Origin of the sequence: Hyphomicrobium sp. 99, assembly GCF_000384335.2 — a bacterium.
Taxonomy (GTDB): Bacteria; Pseudomonadota; Alphaproteobacteria; order Rhizobiales; family Hyphomicrobiaceae; genus Hyphomicrobium_B.
Map to the genome: position 1 here is coordinate 227,704 of NZ_KQ031382.1, position 17,313 is coordinate 245,016.

Genomic DNA, 17,313 nt, shown 5'->3' on the forward strand with positions numbered 1-17,313 from the left:
CGGTCTCTCGAATACCAGCCTCAATTCCCTTGGCCAATCATGGCCTTGCCACATCATCGCCCACCTGTGACCACTCCGAACCCACACTTCGTATTTACCCCGCCTTAACCGTCTCGAACGTTACCTGAGGCGGCCCGGGGGTTGAGAGTAAGCGGGGTTTCACGAGCGTGATGCGTTGGCTTTGGCGTTTGACCACGCAAGCAAGAGTGCTTGCCGCATTGGTCGTTGCGGCCGGATCGGCCCTGATGCTGCCCCACGCCCGAGCCGACGAAGCTGCCGCCGAAAAGCCGCTCCCGTCCGTCGTCGAAGCCGCCCTCATCATGAAAGAGATCGTGCCCGAGGCACCGGTCTATATCCGCGTCTTCAAGGAAGAGTCGGAGCTCGAAGTCTGGAAAGCGCGCCCCAACGGCCGCTATGCGCTGGTCAAGACATTCCCCGTCTGCAATTGGGGCGGAACGCTCGGACCCAAGCGCACGACCGGCGATCTGATGTCTCCCGAAGGTTTCTACGGCGTCACCCAGGATGCCCTGAAGCCCGATAGCAAATATCACCTCGCCTTCAACATCGGCTATCCGAACGCCCTCGACAGAGCGCTCGGACGGACCGGCGGTTTCATCATGGTGCACGGCGACTGCCGGAGCGTCGGCTGCTTCGCCATGTCCGATAAATACATCGAAGAAATCTACGCATTCGTGCGCGATGCGCTGAACGCGGGCGAGGCCCATGTCCCGGTCCACGTCTTCCCGTTCCGCATGTCGGCCGAGAACATGAAGCGCCACACCGATAACCCGGCGCGGGATACGTGGAAGCCGCTGAAAGAAGCCTACGACGACTTCGCGCGAACCCGCGAACCGCCGAAGATCGGCATGTGCGGCAGGCGCTACGTCGTCAATTCGCTGACGCCCGTCGGCAACGATCCGAACGCCGACTGCCCGACGCTGATCGGCAAACGCATCGCCCCGCTTTCGCCACGCAGCGCCAAGCGTCTCGTGAAAGCCGACCCGAAGCTCCAGGCTCAAGGTCCGAAGCTGAAGTCGGCGGATGCAAGCACCGGCTGGAATTCGTTCGTATCAGGCACGACGTTCGCCTGGGGATCCGACGCTGGCGGGTCGAGCCCCCGCACCAGATCGTCCCAGAACGAAGGCGATGCGGCTCTCGGCGCCGTCCAGCCGATCTTGAGGCGTTAACGGGCAGTCCGCCCAATGACCCCGGTTGCCGAACCGGTGCCGGTCCGGCTATGGCTCCTCACCTGACAATTATGCTCGTGTCCAACGCCCGGGCTAAACCGAAAGAGATTGCAATGCCGAAGGGATACGTCATCGCCCACGCCACGGTCACGAACCCCGAGAAGTGGGCCGAGTACGTGGCGAAATCGAAAATCGCTCTCGACAAGTACGAAGGCAAACCCATCGTGCGCGGCGGCCAGAGCCAGGTGATCGAAGGCAACGGAACGACGCGCAACGTCGTGCTGGAGTTTCCGAGCTACGAGCACGCTCGCGGTTACGCGACATCGCCGGAATACGCCGAAGCAAAAGCGCTTCGCCAGGGCGCCGGAACGATCGACATCACGATCGTCGAAGGCGTCTGAACACGTGCCGTCATGCCGACGAAGGTCGGCACCCAGTCAATTGGCCGCTCGCTGAAATTTGCCTGGATCCCGGCCTGCGCCGGGATGACGGAGACTAGGACTTCTCCTACGTCATCCTCTGTTTCGGCGGAGGACGATATTTTTTTGAGAGACCGCCATGCCTCACTTCCCCGCCAATGATGGACGGCCGGCATGGCGGGCACTCGTCCTGACCCTGTTCCCGGAAATGTTTCCGGGTCCGCTTGACGTATCCCTGCTCGGCCAAGCCCGCACCGCGAACATCTGGTCGCTCGATACTATCCAGATCCGGGACTTCGGCCTCGGCCGCCATCGGCAGGTGGACGACACGCCCGCAGGCGGCGGCGCAGGTATGGTGCTCCGCGCAGACGTTCTGGGTCCTGCGCTCGACCACGCACAAAACCTTTCTCCCCAAGCCCCGCTCATCTACCTGTCGCCGCGCGGCACGCCGCTGACCCAGAGCCTCGCACGCGATTTGTCCGAAGGCCCCGGCGTGACATTGCTCGCGGGCCGCTTCGAAGGCATCGACCAGCGCGTGATCGACGAAAAGGGCCTCAGGGAAATTTCGATCGGCGATTACGTCCTCGCCGGAGGCGAACTCGCTGCGATGGTTCTAATCGAAGCGTGCGTCAGGCTTCTGCCGGGCGTTCTCGGAGCCGCCGAAAGCCTCGCCAGCGAAAGCTTCGAGACAGGACTTCTCGAATACCCGCAATACACCAAGCCGCGTGAATGGGAGGGGCGGTCGATCCCCGAAATTCTCCTCTCGGGCGACCATAAGAAAGTTGCAGAGTGGAGACGGCATCAGTCCGAACAGCTGACCGCCGGCCGCCGTCCGGATCTCTTGCGTCCCACCCGAACCTCAAAGTGACATCGCGAGGCGCTTCGCCTTTGCATGGCCAGGATTTCTTGCCCAAATACGCCGGGAGAAAGATTCGCCGGCATGTCCCAGGGGCATTCGCGAATAGCGCTCTCGGCACGTGCGCGTTGCCCATTGAGAGACGGCGATGAAGAGTTTCAAGAAGCTTCGGTCTGTTTTGTCGGCCTCATTGCTGATCGGCGAGTTGCTGATCCTATCTCCGGCGTTTGCCGAAGACGCGGCCCCGGCGGCTGAGGCTTCGCCTCCGGTAGCGGCCGCCGTCGCAACTCCGGAAGTGCAGGACGACGCAGTGCTGATGGCCGTGCGAACGAAGCTTGCCGCCGAGCCCGCCGCGAACGAAGAACGCGACCGCAAGGATCAAACCGCCCTCGTCGATTTCTACGCTGCGCGCCACGGCGAAGCGCTCTGGGTCACCGCATCCGGCGTAAAGCCCGAAGCCAAGGCGCTCGCCGCCGAGATCGCGAACGCCTGGGCCTACGCACTCGACCCCGCGAGGTTCAAGCTTCCGGCGCTCAACGAAGGCACACTGCCCGCAACCGACACGGATTCGCTTGCCGAAGCCGAAATCGAATATTCGAAAGCGGCACTTCTTTATGCCCGCGACGCGCGCGGCGGCCGCATTCCCGATCCGGCGGAAATGCTGACGACGAACCTCGATCGCCGCCCGCAATGGATCGAGCCCAAGGTCGTCATCGAAGCGCTCGCCGCGACGCACGAACCCGACGCCTACCTGCGCAGCCTAGAGCCGCAGCATCCCCAGTTCGAAAAACTCCGCCAGATTTATCTCACCATGCTGCCGAAAGATGGCAAGCCGGGCAAGCTCAGCCCCGCCGCCAAACGCGTTCGCGCCAACATGGAGATGTGGCGCTGGATGTGGCCCAACATGGGCGACTTCTACGTGCTGAACAACATCCCCGAGTTCATGCAGTACGTCTACAAGGACGGGCAGATCATCCGCTCGGAGAAGATCGTCGCCGGTCTCCTGGACAAACAGACGACGATATTTTCGCGGCCCCTGAAATACGTCGTGCTGCGTCCGGCGTGGCGCGTGCCTGAAAGCATCAAGGTCAATGAGCTGTGGCCGAACCTCATCCGCGGCGGCGGCATGATGCGCCAGTATGGCTTGCAGATCGTCACCAAGGACGACAAGCGCGTCGACTATCGCAGCATCGATTGGGCAACGACCGATATCCGCAAATACGACGTGCTCCAGCCGCCGGGTCCGAAGAGCGTGCTCGGCCACGTCAAGTTCTCCTTCCCGAGCCAGCACACGATCTACATGCACGACACGCCGGACAAATGGATGTTCAAGCCCGCGCAACGCACGCTGAGCCACGGCTGCCTGCGCGTCTGGAAGCCGATGCAGTTGGCCGAGCTTATCCTCAAAGAAGACAAAGGCTGGGACGCCGATAAGATCGCCGAACTCGATCGGTCGGGTCCGCTCAACAACGAGATCCCGATCACCAAGGAAATTCCGATCCACCTCGTCTACTTCACGGCGTGGGTCGGCGAAGACGGCAAGCTGAAAACATTCAGCGACGTCTACGGTCACGAGAAGCGCGTCACGCAGGCGCTCGACGGCCAGTGGGAAAAGATTAACAAGGGCCGCGATCACCTGGCGCCGGTTGAACCATCGTTCAACCCGTCGGCAGTCGCCGCGCGCGGCCAAAACATGGACGGTGATTACGTCCCGGCCTCCAAGCGCAAAAGCGCCAACGTCGGCGACATGATCGGCAACGCCCTGGGCCTCAGCTACTGAGGCCAGTCACGTACTGAGGCCAGTCACGGAGCCACCGCCGTCTCGCCCAGGGGTCAGAGGGCAGAACGGCGCATGGCCGCGATATGGGCTTGGCCCCACTCGACAAAACCAGCCTCTTCCGCTATCACCCCGCCAACAACAATTCCCCAAACGGGTTGCCCTTAAAGGGCTGCACGACCGGCTCGGGTCCTGATGGACGCCAAGTCGATCCTCTGCGTCATCAAAAAACGAAATGGAATCAACAAGATGAACATTATCCAGCAGCTCGAGCGCGAGCAGATGGACGCCATTCTCGCGAAGCGCGGCGTCCCCGAATTTGGTCCCGGCGACACCGTCAAGGTGATGGTCAAGGTCATCGAGTCCGCCGATGCCGACCCCAAGGACAAGAAGAAGAAGGGCGCCGTCAAAGAGGCGACCGTCCGCTTCCAGGCCTACGAAGGCGTCGTAATTGCCCGTTCGGGCGCCGGCCTCAACGAGAACTTCACCGTTCGCAAGATTTCCTATGGCGAAGGCGTTGAGCGCGTATTCCCGGTTTACTCGCCTTACATCGCCGAGATCGAAGTCGTCCGCCGCGGCAAAGTCCGCCGCGCCAAGCTTTACTATCTCCGTGGACGCCGCGGTAAGGCCGCCCGTATTTTCGAACGTACGGACGCACGCGCTCGCCGCCTGAACGCCGCCTGGAAGGGCTTCAAGAAGCCGAAGGGCGAGGCCGAGGATCTGACGCAGATCAAGGGCATCGATATCGACCTGCAGAACCGCCTGAAGCAGCTCAACTGCTACAAGGTGGAGCAGATCGCCAACCTTTCCGACGAAGATATTGCCAACATCGACGAAACCCTGAACCTCAAGGGCGCCATCGAGAAGCAGGACTGGGTTGGACAGGCACAGCGTCTTCTCGCTGAGCTGACCGCTGCTGAAGTTCCGGCTGAAGAAGCCAAAGCCTAAGCCCAGCCACGGCTGATCTAGGCTATCGATTGAAAGCGCCGGGGAATTCTCCGGCGCTTTTTGCATGAGAAGTGCCGCACAGCGACGCAAGGTATTTTGCCGGCGATGATTTCGCACTAAATGTAGAAGCGTCAGCACCGTCCGACGTGGCGTGGAGTAGTATGTCAAACATCGAAGTATCCAAAACGGCCAGCCGCGACGGCAAAATTCCGCTGCACGGTCCCGATGCGTTTGCCGCCATGCGCAAAGCCGGCCGGCTCGCAGCCGAAGCACTCGATATGCTCGTTCCGATCGTCCAGCCCGGCGTGACGACGGCGGAGATTGATGAACTGGTGCTCTCGTTCGCGCTCGATCACGGCGCCATTCCCGCAACGCTGAATTACCGTGGCTACCGCTACGCGTCGTGCACGTCCATCAACCATGTCGTCTGCCACGGCATGCCGAACGACAAGCCGCTCAAGCCGGGCGACATCGTCAACATCGACGTCACGCTGATCGTTGACGGCTGGCACGGCGACACGAGCCGCATGTATTCGGTCGGCGATGTCTCGCGGCGCGCCGAACGCTTGATGCACGTAACCTACGAATCCCTGATGCGCGGCATCGCCGTCGTGAAGCCCGGCAACACCACGGGCGACATCGGCGCAGCGATTCAGCGCTTTGCCGAAGGCGAACGCTGCAGCGTCGTCCGTGACTTCTGCGGCCACGGTCTCGGCCGCGTCTTCCACGACCGCCCGAACATTCTGCATTACGGCGAGCCGGGAGAAGGCACCGTGCTCGAACCGGGCATGCTCTTCACGATCGAGCCGATGATCAACCTCGGCAAGCCCCACGTGAAAATTCTGGCGGACGGCTGGACGGCCGTGACGCGCGACCGGGAGCTCTCCGCACAGTTCGAGCACACCGTCGGCGTCACCGAAACCGGCTGCGAGATTTTCACCGAAAGTCCGGCGGGATATCATTTTCCACCCTACGGCGCTCGCGCCGCCGCTTGATGGAGTGAATGTCGATGTCGCGTTCCGATGGATTTCGCGACAAGACAAGCGCCGCCGAGCAAGCGACATTCTTTTCCGTAACGCCGGAACAGAAAAGCCAAACGAAAGCCGAAGCCAAAAGCGCGCCCGACGACAAGGCGGGCCATCGCCGGCGCCTGCGCGAGCGCTTTCAGAACGGCGGCGCCGAAGCCGTACCCGATTACGAACTTCTCGAAATGATCCTCTTCCGCGCCTTCCCGCGGATCGACACGAAGCCGATCGCGAAACGCTTGCTCGCGAAATTCGGCTCGTTCGCGGATGTCGTCTCGGCTCCTCCCGAACGCCTGAAGGAAGTCGAAGGCGTCGGCGATCGCGCGGTTGAAGAATTAAAGCTCATCAAGGCCGCAGCCGAACGCTTGACCAAAGGTCAGATCATTTCCCGGCCTGCGCTGTCGTCATGGGACGGCGTGCTCGATTATTTGCGCCTGGTGCAGGGCTTCGAAACGCGCGAGCAATTCCGCATCCTGTTTCTCGACAAAAAGAACCAGCTCATCGCCGACGAAGTGCAGGGACGCGGCACCGTCGATCACACGCCCGTTTACGTGCGCGAGGTCGTGAAGCGCGCGCTGGAACTCTCCGCGAGCGCCATCATCCTCGTGCATAATCATCCCTCAGGCGACCCGACGCCCTCGCGCGCCGACATCGACATGACCAAACAGATCATCGACGCATCGCGCCCGCTTGGCGTCGCCGTCCACGATCACATCATCGTCGGCCGTAACGGTCACGCGAGTCTCAAAGCTCTGCGCCTGATCTAAGGTGCGTCCGCTAAGCGCTGCCTGACCTGTCGATCGCGCTATCGGTCCGCGTATCTCGCATCGTCGCATAAACGCAAAGCGAGACGAGGATGCAGCCCGTAACGTACCAATAGAAATAGTGTTCGTTTCCCAGCTGCTTCAGCCAAAGCGCCATCCATTCCGCCGTACCGCCGAACACCGCAACGGTGATCGCGTAGGGCAAGCCGACGCCCAGCGCGCGGACCGATGTCGGAAAAAGCTCGGCCTTAACGACCGCATTGATCGCCGTGTAGCAGGAGATGATCGCGAGCCCCGCCATCACCAGGAGAAACGCGTTCCACGGATCGCTGATCGTCTGCAGCGTCGTGAGGATGGGCACTGTGCAGAGTGATCCCAGCACGCCGAATGCAATCAGCACCGGACGGCGTCCGACAATATCCGATAGCGCACCAACAACCGGCTGCAGAAGCATGTAGATGAACAGCGCCGACGCGGAGATGATCGTCGCCGTGTCTTTCGAAAACCCGGACGTGTTGACGAGGAATTTCTGCATGTACGTCGTGTACGTATAGAACGCCAGCGTACCGCCGAGCGTCAGCCCGACGACGATCGCGACTTCGCGCGGATGTCTGAGCAGCGCCGAGATCGATCCCTCTCGCTGCTTCGCGAACTTGAACGACTCCGTCTCTACGAGGTCACGACGCATCACAAAGGCGATGACGGCGAGGAACGCGCCAATAGCAAATGGAATGCGCCAACCCCACGCTTCGAGTTCGGCTGGCGTCAGTACGAGCTTTTGCAAAATGATCAGCACAAGCATCGCCGTCAGCTGTCCGCCGATCAGTGTCACGTACTGGAAGCTCGAATAGAATCCGCGGCGCTCAGAGGTCGCCATCTCCGACAGATAGGTGGCGCTGGTGCCGTATTCGCCGCCAAGGCTCAAGCCTTGGATCATGCGGGCGAAGAGCAGGATGATAGGCGCCGCGACCCCAATTGTTGCATAGACGGGCGTGAGCGCGATGAGCGCCGACCCGCAGCACATCAACAGCACCGATGTCGTCAGCGCCACCCGCCGTCCATGCCGATCTGCCATCCGGCCGAAAAACCACGCACCGATCGGGCGCATCAAAAACCCGACCGCGAAGATTGCCGCCGTGTTCAAGAGCTGCGCGGTCTGATTGCCTTCCGGAAAGAACGACTTGGCGAAATAGAGGGAAAACGCCGTGTAAACGTAGAAATCGTACCACTCGACGAGATTACCCGAAGATCCGATCAGGATGGCGTTGATTCGCTGCGCAAGGCTCAGCGTTGCCGGTGCCTTAATGTCTTGCACGCGCCCGTTCCCCCTCATTTTTCGTGAGGTATCTAGCACGCGCCGCGCCGGAGTGCCGCACATCTCCGCGTAACGGGGACGTCTGAGCCACCGTCATTGACGATTGGCGGACGGGCCCCCTAATTAGCACCCCTGATCGCGCTGCGAGCGGGCCGGAGATAGAGACATGACCAAAAAACCGCATCACGCGAAGGTAATCGTTCTGGGTTCAGGCCCGGCTGGCTATACGGCCGCGATTTACGCCGCACGCGCCATGCTCGCACCGACCCTCATTCAAGGCACGCAACCGGGCGGCCAGCTCACCATCACGACCGATGTCGAGAACTATCCGGGCTTTGCTGATCCCATTCAGGGTCCCTGGCTGATGGAGCAGATGCAGGCGCAGGCCGAACACGTCGGCACGCACATCGTCATGGACCACATCAACAAGGTCGAACTCCGCAGCCGGCCGATCCGCCTCGAAGGCGATAGCGGCGACACCTACACGTGCGACTCCCTCATCATCGCCACCGGCGCGCAAGCGCGTTGGCTCGGACTGAAATCCGAAGAGCATTTCCAAGGCCACGGCGTATCGGCGTGCGCGACGTGCGACGGCTTTTTCTACAAAGGCAAGGAAGTCGTCGTCGTCGGTGGCGGCAATACGGCCGTGGAAGAAGCGATATTTCTCACGAACTTCGCGAGCAAGGTGACGCTCATCCATCGCCGCGATTTTCTGCGTGCCGAGAAAATTCTGCAGGAACGCCTTTTCAAGAATCCGAAGGTCGACGTCATCTGGGATAGTGTCGTCGAAGAGATCGTCGGCACGCATGCGCCGAAGTCCGTGACCGGCGTCGTGCTGAAGAACTTGAAGACCGACATGACGTCCGAACTGCCGGCTGACGGCGTCTTCGTCGCCATCGGCCACGCGCCGGCAACCGAGCTTTTCAAAGGGCAGCTTGAGATGAAGCCGTCCGGCTATCTGATCACGGCGCCGGATTCGACCGCGACAGCGATCCCCGGCGTGTTCGCAGCCGGCGACGTCAAAGACGAAGTCTTTCGCCAAGCCGTGACTGCCGCCGGTATGGGATGCATGGCGGCCCTCGAAGCTGAACGCTATTTGGCCCAGGTCGAAAACCAAGCCGCCGCTGCAGAATAGCCTGTAACGGCGGTTTAATTTGCACCGCGACGCGACAAGACGGCGCTCGGAGGCTACAAAGCCGCGAATCTGCCATGCTGCTGTTGCATTGCGTCCAGTGCATAGCTAAATGCAGTGACCCAGAAACTGCTCTCGCAGGTCTCCGAAAATGGATTGGGATAAGCTTCGCATCTTCCATGCGGCCGCTGAGGCTGGCAGCTTCACCCACGCCGGTGAACAGCTCCATATGAGCCAATCGGCCGTCAGCCGCCAGATCTCGGCTCTGGAAGCCAATCTTCGCGTTACGTTGTTCCATCGCCATGCGCGCGGTCTGGTTCTGACCGAGCAGGGCGAGCTTCTGAACCGGACCGTGGCCGAAGTCTTTGCAAAGCTGCAGACCGCTGAAACGCTGCTGTCTGATTCCACGACGAAGCCTTCGGGCGACCTCAGGATTACCGCGCCCATCGGCTTCGGCACCATCTGGTTGACGCCGCGCCTTAGAGAATTCGGCGAACTCTATCCCGAAATTCGCGTCGAGCTGATCCTCAACGACGATCAGGTCGATATTGGCATGCGCGCCGCCGATGCCGCGATCTGGACGCGCGAACCGGAACAGGCCGACCTCATCCGCCGTCCGCTGTTCGAAAGCCGTGTGCGCGCCTTCGCATCCGCGCAATACGTTCGCAAATACGGCGCGCCGAAAAGCTTGGCCGACCTCGATCAGCACCGCATCATCGGCTACACGGGCCCGTCCGCGCAGCATCTCGACGCCATGTCCTGGATCGAGACGGCCGGCCGCAATGGACCGGGTTCCTCGCGCGAAGCGGCTCTCAGAGTAAACAGCGTCGTGGCGATCAAATATGCCATCCGCGCTGGTATCGGCGTCGGCATGATCCCGGATTATCTGACCGAAGAACCGTCCGATCTCGTACCCGTGCTGACGGAGATCGAGCAGCCGTCGCTCAACATGGTCTTCGCCTACCCGGAAGAGCTGAAATCTTCCAAAAAGGTCCAGCTTCTCCGCGACTTTCTGGTCTCGAAGATCTCGAAAAATAGAAATAATTAATACCGGCCGCGACAGGCTGCCGGAAGCGCTGAAATTTCGCTCCGGCAGTCCGAAGCAGGCCCGCTTTCCGCTTATGGCAGCTGCGACGAGCGCTGATTTGCGCAAACGGGCACGAGACGCTATCTAACCGGCTCATCCTCATCCGCCGTCCTCCAAAGGCTCAACGAAGTCATGGCAAAAACGCTGTACGATAAAATCTTCGACGATCACGTGGTTGAACAGTCGCCGGACGGAACGAGCCTCCTCTATATCGACCGCCACCTCGTACACGAAGTCACGAGCCCGCAGGCTTTCGAAGGCCTCCGCATGGCCGGCCGCAAGGTCCGCGCTCCCGAAAAAACGCTCGCCGTCGTCGACCACAACGTTCCGACCACCGACCGCACGAAAGGCATTGCCGACGAGCAGAGCCGAGTTCAGGTCGAGACGCTGGCGACGAACGCTCGCGACTTCGGGATCCAGTACTTCAACGAGCTCGACAAGCGTCAGGGCATCGTTCACGTCGTCGGACCCGAGCAGGGCTTCACCCTTCCCGGCACGACGATCGTCTGCGGTGATAGCCACACCTCGACTCACGGCGCTTTCGGCGCGCTGGCCCACGGCATCGGCACGTCCGAGGTCGAGCACGTTCTGGCCACGCAGACGCTCATCCAGAAAAAAGCCAAGAACATGCTGGTGACGGTCGACGGCGTCGCCCCGCACGGCGTCGGCGCCAAGGACATCACCTTGGCGATCATCGGCGAGATCGGCACCGCGGGCGGCACCGGCTCCGTCATCGAGTACGCGGGCGAAGCCATTCGCGCGCTGTCGATGGAAGGCCGGATGACGGTCTGCAACATGTCGATCGAAGGCGGCGCCCGCGCCGGCATGATCGCGCCCGACGAGAAGACCTTCGCTTTCCTCAAGGATCGTCCCAAGGCGCCGAAAGGCGCGGCCTGGGACATGGCGATGAAATATTGGGAGACGCTCCGCACCGATGAAGGCGCGCACTTCGATCGCGAAGTCCGCCTCGATGCTGCGAAGCTGCCGCCGATCGTCTCCTGGGGCACGAGCCCCGAGGACGTGACGTCGGTCGCCAGCACCGTTCCCAATCCCGCCGACGTTCACGACGAGAACAAGCGCATCTCGATGCAGCGCGCGCTCGAATACATGGGCCTGACGCCGGGCACAAAAATTACGGACATTCCGCTCGACGTCGTCTGGATCGGAAGCTGCACGAACGGCCGCATCGAAGACTTGCGCGCTGTCGCCAAAGTCGTCGACGGCAAGAAGATCTCGTCGCGGCTTGCCTACGCGATGATCGTTCCGGGATCTGGCCTCGTCAAAGAGCAGGCCGAAGCCGAAGGCCTCGACAAGATCTTCAAGGACGCCGGTTTCGAATGGCGCGAGCCGGGCTGCTCGATGTGCCTCGGCATGAATCCTGACCAGCTGAAGCCGGGCCAGCGTTGCGCCTCGACATCGAACCGTAACTTCGAAGGCCGCCAGGGCTACAAGGGCCGCACGCACCTCGTCTCGCCGATCATGGCAGCAGCTGCAGCGCTCGAAGGCCACTTCGTCGACGTGCGAGACTGGCAGTAAAAAAATTGGCAGGCCAAACGGCCTGCCATCATTTACGTCGGCCCAATTCGGCAGTGCCGATTACCCCTGCGCCGCAACCTTGCTGTCGTCGTCCTGCACGGCGGCAGCGGCAAGCGCCGGCTGAATGGCGACGCGCATACTCGCCACCTCGTCCGGCGTAATCTTGAAGAAGCGGTTTTGCAGCTTCTGGCGCATCTGTGCCTGCTTCAGGCTACCGCCCAGCAAGGTGATCTTGAAATCGCCCGGCGGATAGAAAGCTGGCTCCCCGATCGGCTGAAAGCCGAGCATGTATTTGTAGAACTTCACCCAGTCGGGACGCGTCGCGATCAGCAGCATCGAAACTTCTGCTGCCTGCGCCGCCGTCAGCGCCGCGCGCACGAGAAAAGCGTAGAGCGTCGTCCGGTATGATGTGTTGTTGATGCCCGGCTCGATGGAAAGGCGCGAGACTTCGACGAGCGCGCCGTCGGCTCTGCTTTTGATCTCTTTCAACGCCGGATAGTACGGACCGCACGGTAGCGACGAAATCGTCTGCCACGGATGGTTGAAACAGAGGCGGACGCTCCCGACGAGTCGGCCGTTATCGTACGCGCCGAGCAGCACCGTCGTCTCAAGCGAGTCGAACCGGTCGGTGTATTTGCCGTTGTCGCTCGAGACGTCGTAACCGATCGCCTGATAAGCGCGGAGCCGAAGCGCAGTCGCCTCATCGACATCGTCTGCTTTCGTAAGCACGCGCAATTCGAACGTCTGTATGTCGCCGTGCCAGGATCCTTCCTCGGGCGGCAGAGAATCTTGCCGTGGACGAAACGACAGCGGTATCGACATGTATGGAATTCTCGAAATGGAACTGCTGGAAGTCGGCGGGCGAACGTAAAGTGGGGGCAGAGATAGGAGTCCTTTACCGCAGGGCCGATGCGGCAAATGTTCTTTTGTTGCATTAACATTGCTTAGTTACCTTGCGGACACAAAACGTTTTTTCAACACTGATGCCGAGGTGCAACGTGACTGAAGATTTGAATGCGGTGATCCGCTCGAAATTCGGTCCTGCAGCAGCCGAGTACGCCACTTCCGAGGTGCATGCGAAAGGCGAGAGCCTGGCTCGCATCGTCGAGCTTGTGGCACCGCAACAGAATTGGAGCGCGCTCGATGTGGCGACGGGCGCCGGGCATACCGCAGCCGTTTTCGCACCCCATGTCGCGACCATTATCGCGAGCGACATCACCGACGAGATGCTGAAGGAAGCGGCCAAGCTCGCAGCTTCTCGCGGGCTCGCCAACATGTCGACGGCGACCGCATCGGCAAGCGCCCTGCCGTTTCCCGATGAAAGCTTCGACCTCGTCTGCTGCCGCCTTGCGGCCCATCATTTTCCCAGTCTCGAAACCTTCGTCGCCGAAGTCCACCGCGTTTTAAAGAAGGGCGGCCGCTTCGCTCTCGTCGATAACGTGGCGCCCGATCACGAGCGGCTTCCCGGCGCGACCGAAGATGAAATCAGCGACGCGGTCCGCGCCTACAATGCGTTCGAGAAATTGCGCGATCCCAGTCACGGTTTCGCGCCGCAGCCCGAGCACTGGTGCAATCTTGTTCGCGCTGCGGCGCTCAAGATTGTGGCGCGCGAGCAGATGGAAAAAGAATTGGAGTTCGATCCGTGGGTCGCCCGCATGCGTTGCTCACCCGCGGTCGTTGCCGAGCTGAAACAAATCTTGGGCGAGGATGGCTCGCACCTCAGATCGTTCCTGAAGCCCCGGCTCGATGAGCGAGGCGCGCTCCATTTCACGTTGCAGGAGCTGCTGCTCGTTGCCGAAAAAACAGATTGAGCGGAATAACCTTCCTATTTGCTGCGACCGGACCTATCTCCTGCACTCAACTTTCCGGAGTGAGCGCATGCCGACCGATTGGACCCACGCAACACCGCCAACGCTTGCCGATTTCGAAGCTTTGGCACAGGCGGCATGGAATACGCTTCCATCCGAATTTCGCGCGATGGCTGGCGACGTCGTCATTCGCATCGAGGACTTAGCATCGGACGACCTCCTCGACGAGATGGACATCGAAGATCCGTTCGAATTGACGGGCCTTTATTCAGGCGTGAGCCTCGACCGGCAGGGCGCGACGCCAGAAACCCGCGAGCCTGATATGGTCTTTCTCTATCGCCGCGCCATTCTCGATGAGTGGGCATCAGGCGACGAGGAACTCGGTCATCTCGTGGCCCACGTGCTGATCCACGAGATCGGCCACCACTTCGGCTTTTCCGACGAGGACATGGAGCAGATCGAGCAGCAGGTTTCCGACTGACCTTCGGCCGGAAGCCACACCGCAGGTCATATCAACTTAACTCCATTATGTCACAAGACAGCGCAGCTTGAGCCTGGGGTGATTTCAGGCCATGTTGTAGGGGCAGGCCGAGCGGGGCATGCGGAGCATTTCTGAAAGCATGGGCGAATGAGAGTACGGCGATTCATTTCCAGATTCGTCTTGGGCGTTGCCTTGGGCTCATCCCTGGCGATCGCGCCGGTTGCGATTGCGCAGGACACGACAACGCCCGTTCGTGACGGCATCCCGACGCCGGAGCAGTACATTTCGACCGTTGGCGGTGACAGCCACCTCGTTCCGCCAGGCGAGTTCAAGCTCGATGGCCGTCAGCAGTACTGCGGCCAGCGACCAACCGTAATCGATAACAAACTCGACGATTACGGCGCCGCTTATCCGGGCTTCCTGATTATGAACCCCAAATTGCTCGACCGCGTCTCGACGCCGGTGAAGCAATGGATTTACGCGCACGAATGCGGCCACCAGTTCCGCGGCCCCGATGAGGAAACCGCCGATTGCTTCGCCGTTCAGCGTGGCCGCCGCCAGGGATGGCTGAAGCCTGAGGGTCTCGAAGAGATCTGCACATTCATCAGCCCCGCCAAGGGCGACAGCATGCATTTCTCAGGGTCCTACCGCTGCGAATACATGCGCAAGTGCTACGAGGACCCGAACATCCGCTAGCAGCTTAGGCTGCAATCGTGCCTAGCGACTCATCCCGGCGAAGGCCGGGATCCATCCAGGCCGATGTCTGGTTGTTTCCCCACACTTGGACGGATACCCACCTGCGCGGGGATGACGTTAGTGTTTGGATAACGCCAATCAGCCGGATAAACTTATCCCCGCGCGCTCAGGCGCCCCTAAAATCGCAGATCCGTCGACCCGAGGATCTGCAATGCGGTTTGCCGACTATACCGAGCGTCTGTCCGAGCTTGCCAAGACCGTTAACCGTTGGTTGGCGCTCGCTGCCCGGCTCGACGTCCTGAGACGCGAGAAAGTCGCGCTTTATGCCGAAGAAGTGGCAGCCACCCTGGCCCGGGCCGCAGCCAACCTTGCGACATTGGAGACCTGCCCGGCAGACCGCCCGGCGCTCCTTTCCGCCACCCGTGAACTCGGCCGCATTTCGGGATATGTCGAAACGATTGTCGCCACGCTCGAAGATCATCTTGACGGGCGCAAGCGGGCTGGCGTTAAACGACGCCTAGAACATTTGCAGCCCTTCGATCTCGAGGCCGCCATCCGGGAGTTCGGCGCATTCCGCCACGCCCGGCGTCTCGCCTCGGCCGAAGGCTATTTCCGGGCGCTTGCGGACACGTTGCGCGCCTGACGACCAGGAGACCTAGACATGGACAAATTCACGGTTCTGACGGGCGTCGCGGCCCCGCTGCCCATCCGCAACGTCGACACCGACATGATCATCCCGAAGCAGTTCCTGAAAACGATCAAGCGCACCGGCCTCGGCAAGTCGCTGTTCTACGAAATGCGCTACGACCCGGCGACGGGAAATGAAATTCCGGACTTCGTCCTGAACAAGCCGCAGTACCGCAGCGCGACGATCCTCGTGACCGGTGACAACTTCGGCTGCGGTTCGTCCCGCGAGCACGCGCCATGGGCACTCCTGGATTTCGGCATCCGCTGCGTCATCGCCCCGGACTTCGCCGACATCTTCTATAACAACTGCTTCCAGAACGGCATCCTGCCGATCAAGCTGCCGCAGAGCGAAGTCGACAAGCTGATGGACGACGCGAACCGCGGCGCCAACGCGAGGCTCACTGTCGATCTCGAGAAGCAAGAAATTCACGGCCCCGACGGTGGCGTCATCAAGTTCGAAATCGATCCGTTCCGCAAGCACTGCTTGCTCAACGGCCTCGATAACATCGGCCTAACCCTCGAGAAGGGTAAGCAGATTTCATCGTTCGAAACGTCGACCGCTTCGTCGCGTCCGTGGCTCTGAGGCTGGCGAAGTCAAAACTTGCTCACGCTTCTACTCATCAACGTTTTCGTCCTTATCGGTTTGGAAGCGGCACTTCTCTACGGGCTCCGCGCACTCGTCGCGAGGTTGCCGTTGTCGAATTGGACTAAGCAGGTGTGTTTCGTGATAGCCTCGGTTCTGCTGTTCGCGCCTGTGGTCATGCCGATCGGCATCAGCTTGGCGTTGTTCGTTCCCAACGCCCTATTCCTTGCCTTTTCCAACTCGCCGGATCTTCTTCATTGGTACGAGATGACGTCGCCTCTTATCGCTCCGTTTGCACTTGTAATGGTGGTCGTGAGCTGGTGGATCGGCGCGAATAGCTTTCTGACTGATGCCCGACGCGGTGAAACAGGAGAGTTGTAAATGGCCAAAATCGTCCACATGATGATCCGCGTGCTCGACGAGGCGCGCTCGGTGAAGTTCTACGAGGCCTGCTTCGGTCTTGAAATCGCAGAGCGCAAAGAGTGGCCGGACTTCTCGCTCACCTACATGAGAAATCTCGAAACGGGTTTCGAAGTTGAGCTGACCGTCAACAAGGGCCGCACCGAGCCCTACAATCTGGGCGACGGCTACGGCCATATCGCTTTCGTCACGGGCGAGCTCGAAGCCGTCCACAAGCGGATCGCAGATGCCGGCTATCAGCCGAAAGACATCAAGACGATGAACTTCGAGGGCAAGCCCTTCGGCACGTTCTTCTTCGTCGAAGATCCGGACGGCTACAAAATCGAAGTTCTGCAACGCGGCGGACGTTTCCAATAACGAGCGGGCATAACGATCATGGCCGATGACGACTTCAAGTTCGATGCGGCAATGATGGGGCGTCTCGCAGGCGCATTGTCATTCGTCGTCGGCGCCGACCACGCCGCGACGAAAGCCCTGAAGACCGCATCAGAGACCGGTACCGAAAAAGACATCAAGGCCGCACGCACGCAATTCCTGCGCTTGAAGCCCGGTGACCGGCGCGCCGCGCTGACGATGCTGAACGATTAGCTGC

20 protein-coding genes are annotated in these 17,313 nt (G+C 60.8%); 18 read left to right on the plus strand and 2 right to left on the minus strand.

Features of this window, described 5'->3' with window-relative positions:
* The first annotated feature begins 170 nt into the window (after positions 1 to 170).
* From G359_RS01385 to radC, 7 genes are all read left to right on the plus strand, one after another.
* The gene (locus tag G359_RS01385; protein WP_045834667.1) at positions 171 to 1,187 is read left to right on the plus strand and encodes a L,D-transpeptidase family protein; all 1,017 of its coding nucleotides are present in this window, start codon (positions 171 to 173) and stop codon (positions 1,185 to 1,187) included.
* A 113-nt stretch (positions 1,188 to 1,300) separates the two neighbouring features.
* Positions 1,301 to 1,588 carry a DUF1330 domain-containing protein gene (locus G359_RS01390; protein ID WP_045834668.1) on the plus strand — a complete coding sequence of 96 codons (288 nt, stop codon included), beginning with the start codon at positions 1,301 to 1,303 and terminating at the stop codon, positions 1,586 to 1,588.
* Positions 1,589 to 1,745: 157 nt separating this feature from the next.
* Entirely contained in the window at positions 1,746 to 2,474 is a 729-nt protein-coding gene (gene trmD, locus G359_RS01395) for a tRNA (guanosine(37)-N1)-methyltransferase TrmD (protein ID WP_045834669.1), read from the plus strand.
* A gap of 136 nt (positions 2,475 to 2,610) precedes the next feature.
* The gene (locus G359_RS01400) at positions 2,611 to 4,242 is read left to right on the plus strand and encodes a L,D-transpeptidase scaffold domain-containing protein (RefSeq protein ID WP_045834670.1); all 1,632 of its coding nucleotides are present in this window, start codon (positions 2,611 to 2,613) and stop codon (positions 4,240 to 4,242) included.
* A gap of 246 nt (positions 4,243 to 4,488) precedes the next feature.
* On the plus strand, positions 4,489 to 5,187 hold the full coding sequence (gene rplS / locus G359_RS01405; RefSeq protein ID WP_045837518.1) for a 50S ribosomal protein L19: 699 nt from the start codon (positions 4,489 to 4,491) through the stop codon (positions 5,185 to 5,187).
* A gap of 161 nt (positions 5,188 to 5,348) precedes the next feature.
* Complete coding sequence (gene map, locus G359_RS01410) at positions 5,349 to 6,182, plus strand: type I methionyl aminopeptidase (protein ID WP_045834671.1); 834 nt, start codon at positions 5,349 to 5,351, stop codon at positions 6,180 to 6,182.
* A gap of 14 nt (positions 6,183 to 6,196) precedes the next feature.
* Positions 6,197 to 6,979: a RadC family protein gene (gene radC / locus G359_RS01415; RefSeq protein WP_045837519.1), complete on the plus strand. Its 783-nt coding sequence runs from the start codon at positions 6,197 to 6,199 to the stop codon at positions 6,977 to 6,979.
* 10 nt (positions 6,980 to 6,989) lie between these two features.
* Here the strand turns inward: radC and G359_RS01420 are convergent, their stop codons facing one another.
* Positions 6,990 to 8,309, minus strand: a complete 1,320-nt coding sequence (locus G359_RS01420; protein ID WP_045834672.1) for an MFS transporter — start codon at positions 8,307 to 8,309, stop codon at positions 6,990 to 6,992.
* 148 nt (positions 8,310 to 8,457) lie between these two features.
* Here G359_RS01420 and trxB point away from each other — a divergent pair, with 148 nt between their 5' ends.
* The 3 genes from trxB to leuC all read left to right on the plus strand — a co-directional run bounded on the left by trxB (position 8,458) and on the right by leuC (position 12,046).
* Positions 8,458 to 9,426: a thioredoxin-disulfide reductase gene (gene trxB / locus G359_RS01425; RefSeq protein ID WP_045834673.1), complete on the plus strand. Its 969-nt coding sequence runs from the start codon at positions 8,458 to 8,460 to the stop codon at positions 9,424 to 9,426.
* Between the two features lie 148 nt (positions 9,427 to 9,574).
* Positions 9,575 to 10,471, plus strand: a complete 897-nt coding sequence (locus tag G359_RS01430; protein ID WP_045834674.1) for a LysR family transcriptional regulator — start codon at positions 9,575 to 9,577, stop codon at positions 10,469 to 10,471.
* A gap of 171 nt (positions 10,472 to 10,642) precedes the next feature.
* Complete coding sequence (gene leuC, locus G359_RS01435) at positions 10,643 to 12,046, plus strand: 3-isopropylmalate dehydratase large subunit (protein ID WP_045834675.1); 1,404 nt, start codon at positions 10,643 to 10,645, stop codon at positions 12,044 to 12,046.
* A 60-nt stretch (positions 12,047 to 12,106) separates the two neighbouring features.
* On the opposite strand, the gene G359_RS01440 is transcribed toward leuC, so the two are convergent.
* Positions 12,107 to 12,868: an N-acyl amino acid synthase FeeM domain-containing protein gene (locus tag G359_RS01440; RefSeq protein ID WP_045834676.1), complete on the minus strand. Its 762-nt coding sequence runs from the start codon at positions 12,866 to 12,868 to the stop codon at positions 12,107 to 12,109.
* A 176-nt stretch (positions 12,869 to 13,044) separates the two neighbouring features.
* Between G359_RS01440 and G359_RS01445 the strand changes: the two genes are divergently transcribed.
* From G359_RS01445 to G359_RS01480, 8 genes are all read left to right on the plus strand, one after another.
* Entirely contained in the window at positions 13,045 to 13,857 is an 813-nt protein-coding gene (locus G359_RS01445) for a class I SAM-dependent methyltransferase (RefSeq protein ID WP_045837520.1), read from the plus strand.
* A 67-nt stretch (positions 13,858 to 13,924) separates the two neighbouring features.
* On the plus strand, positions 13,925 to 14,335 hold the full coding sequence (locus G359_RS01450) for a metallopeptidase family protein (protein WP_045834677.1): 411 nt from the start codon (positions 13,925 to 13,927) through the stop codon (positions 14,333 to 14,335).
* Between the two features lie 192 nt (positions 14,336 to 14,527).
* Positions 14,528 to 15,031, plus strand: a complete 504-nt coding sequence (locus tag G359_RS01455) for a hypothetical protein (RefSeq protein ID WP_245279893.1) — start codon at positions 14,528 to 14,530, stop codon at positions 15,029 to 15,031.
* Between the two features lie 211 nt (positions 15,032 to 15,242).
* Positions 15,243 to 15,674 carry a hypothetical protein gene (locus G359_RS01460; protein WP_045834679.1) on the plus strand — a complete coding sequence of 144 codons (432 nt, stop codon included), beginning with the start codon at positions 15,243 to 15,245 and terminating at the stop codon, positions 15,672 to 15,674.
* An 18-nt stretch (positions 15,675 to 15,692) separates the two neighbouring features.
* A complete protein-coding gene (leuD, locus tag G359_RS01465; protein WP_045834680.1) occupies positions 15,693 to 16,301 on the plus strand; it encodes a 3-isopropylmalate dehydratase small subunit in 609 nt (202 codons plus the stop codon).
* An 18-nt stretch (positions 16,302 to 16,319) separates the two neighbouring features.
* Positions 16,320 to 16,682 (plus strand): hypothetical protein, encoded by a 363-nt coding sequence (locus G359_RS01470; protein ID WP_045834681.1) that lies wholly within the window; start codon positions 16,320 to 16,322, stop codon positions 16,680 to 16,682.
* Positions 16,683 to 17,078 carry a VOC family protein gene (locus G359_RS01475; RefSeq protein WP_045834682.1) on the plus strand — a complete coding sequence of 132 codons (396 nt, stop codon included), beginning with the start codon at positions 16,683 to 16,685 and terminating at the stop codon, positions 17,076 to 17,078.
* A gap of 18 nt (positions 17,079 to 17,096) precedes the next feature.
* Positions 17,097 to 17,309 (plus strand): hypothetical protein, encoded by a 213-nt coding sequence (locus tag G359_RS01480; protein ID WP_045834683.1) that lies wholly within the window; start codon positions 17,097 to 17,099, stop codon positions 17,307 to 17,309.
* Positions 17,310 to 17,313 lie beyond the last annotated feature (4 nt).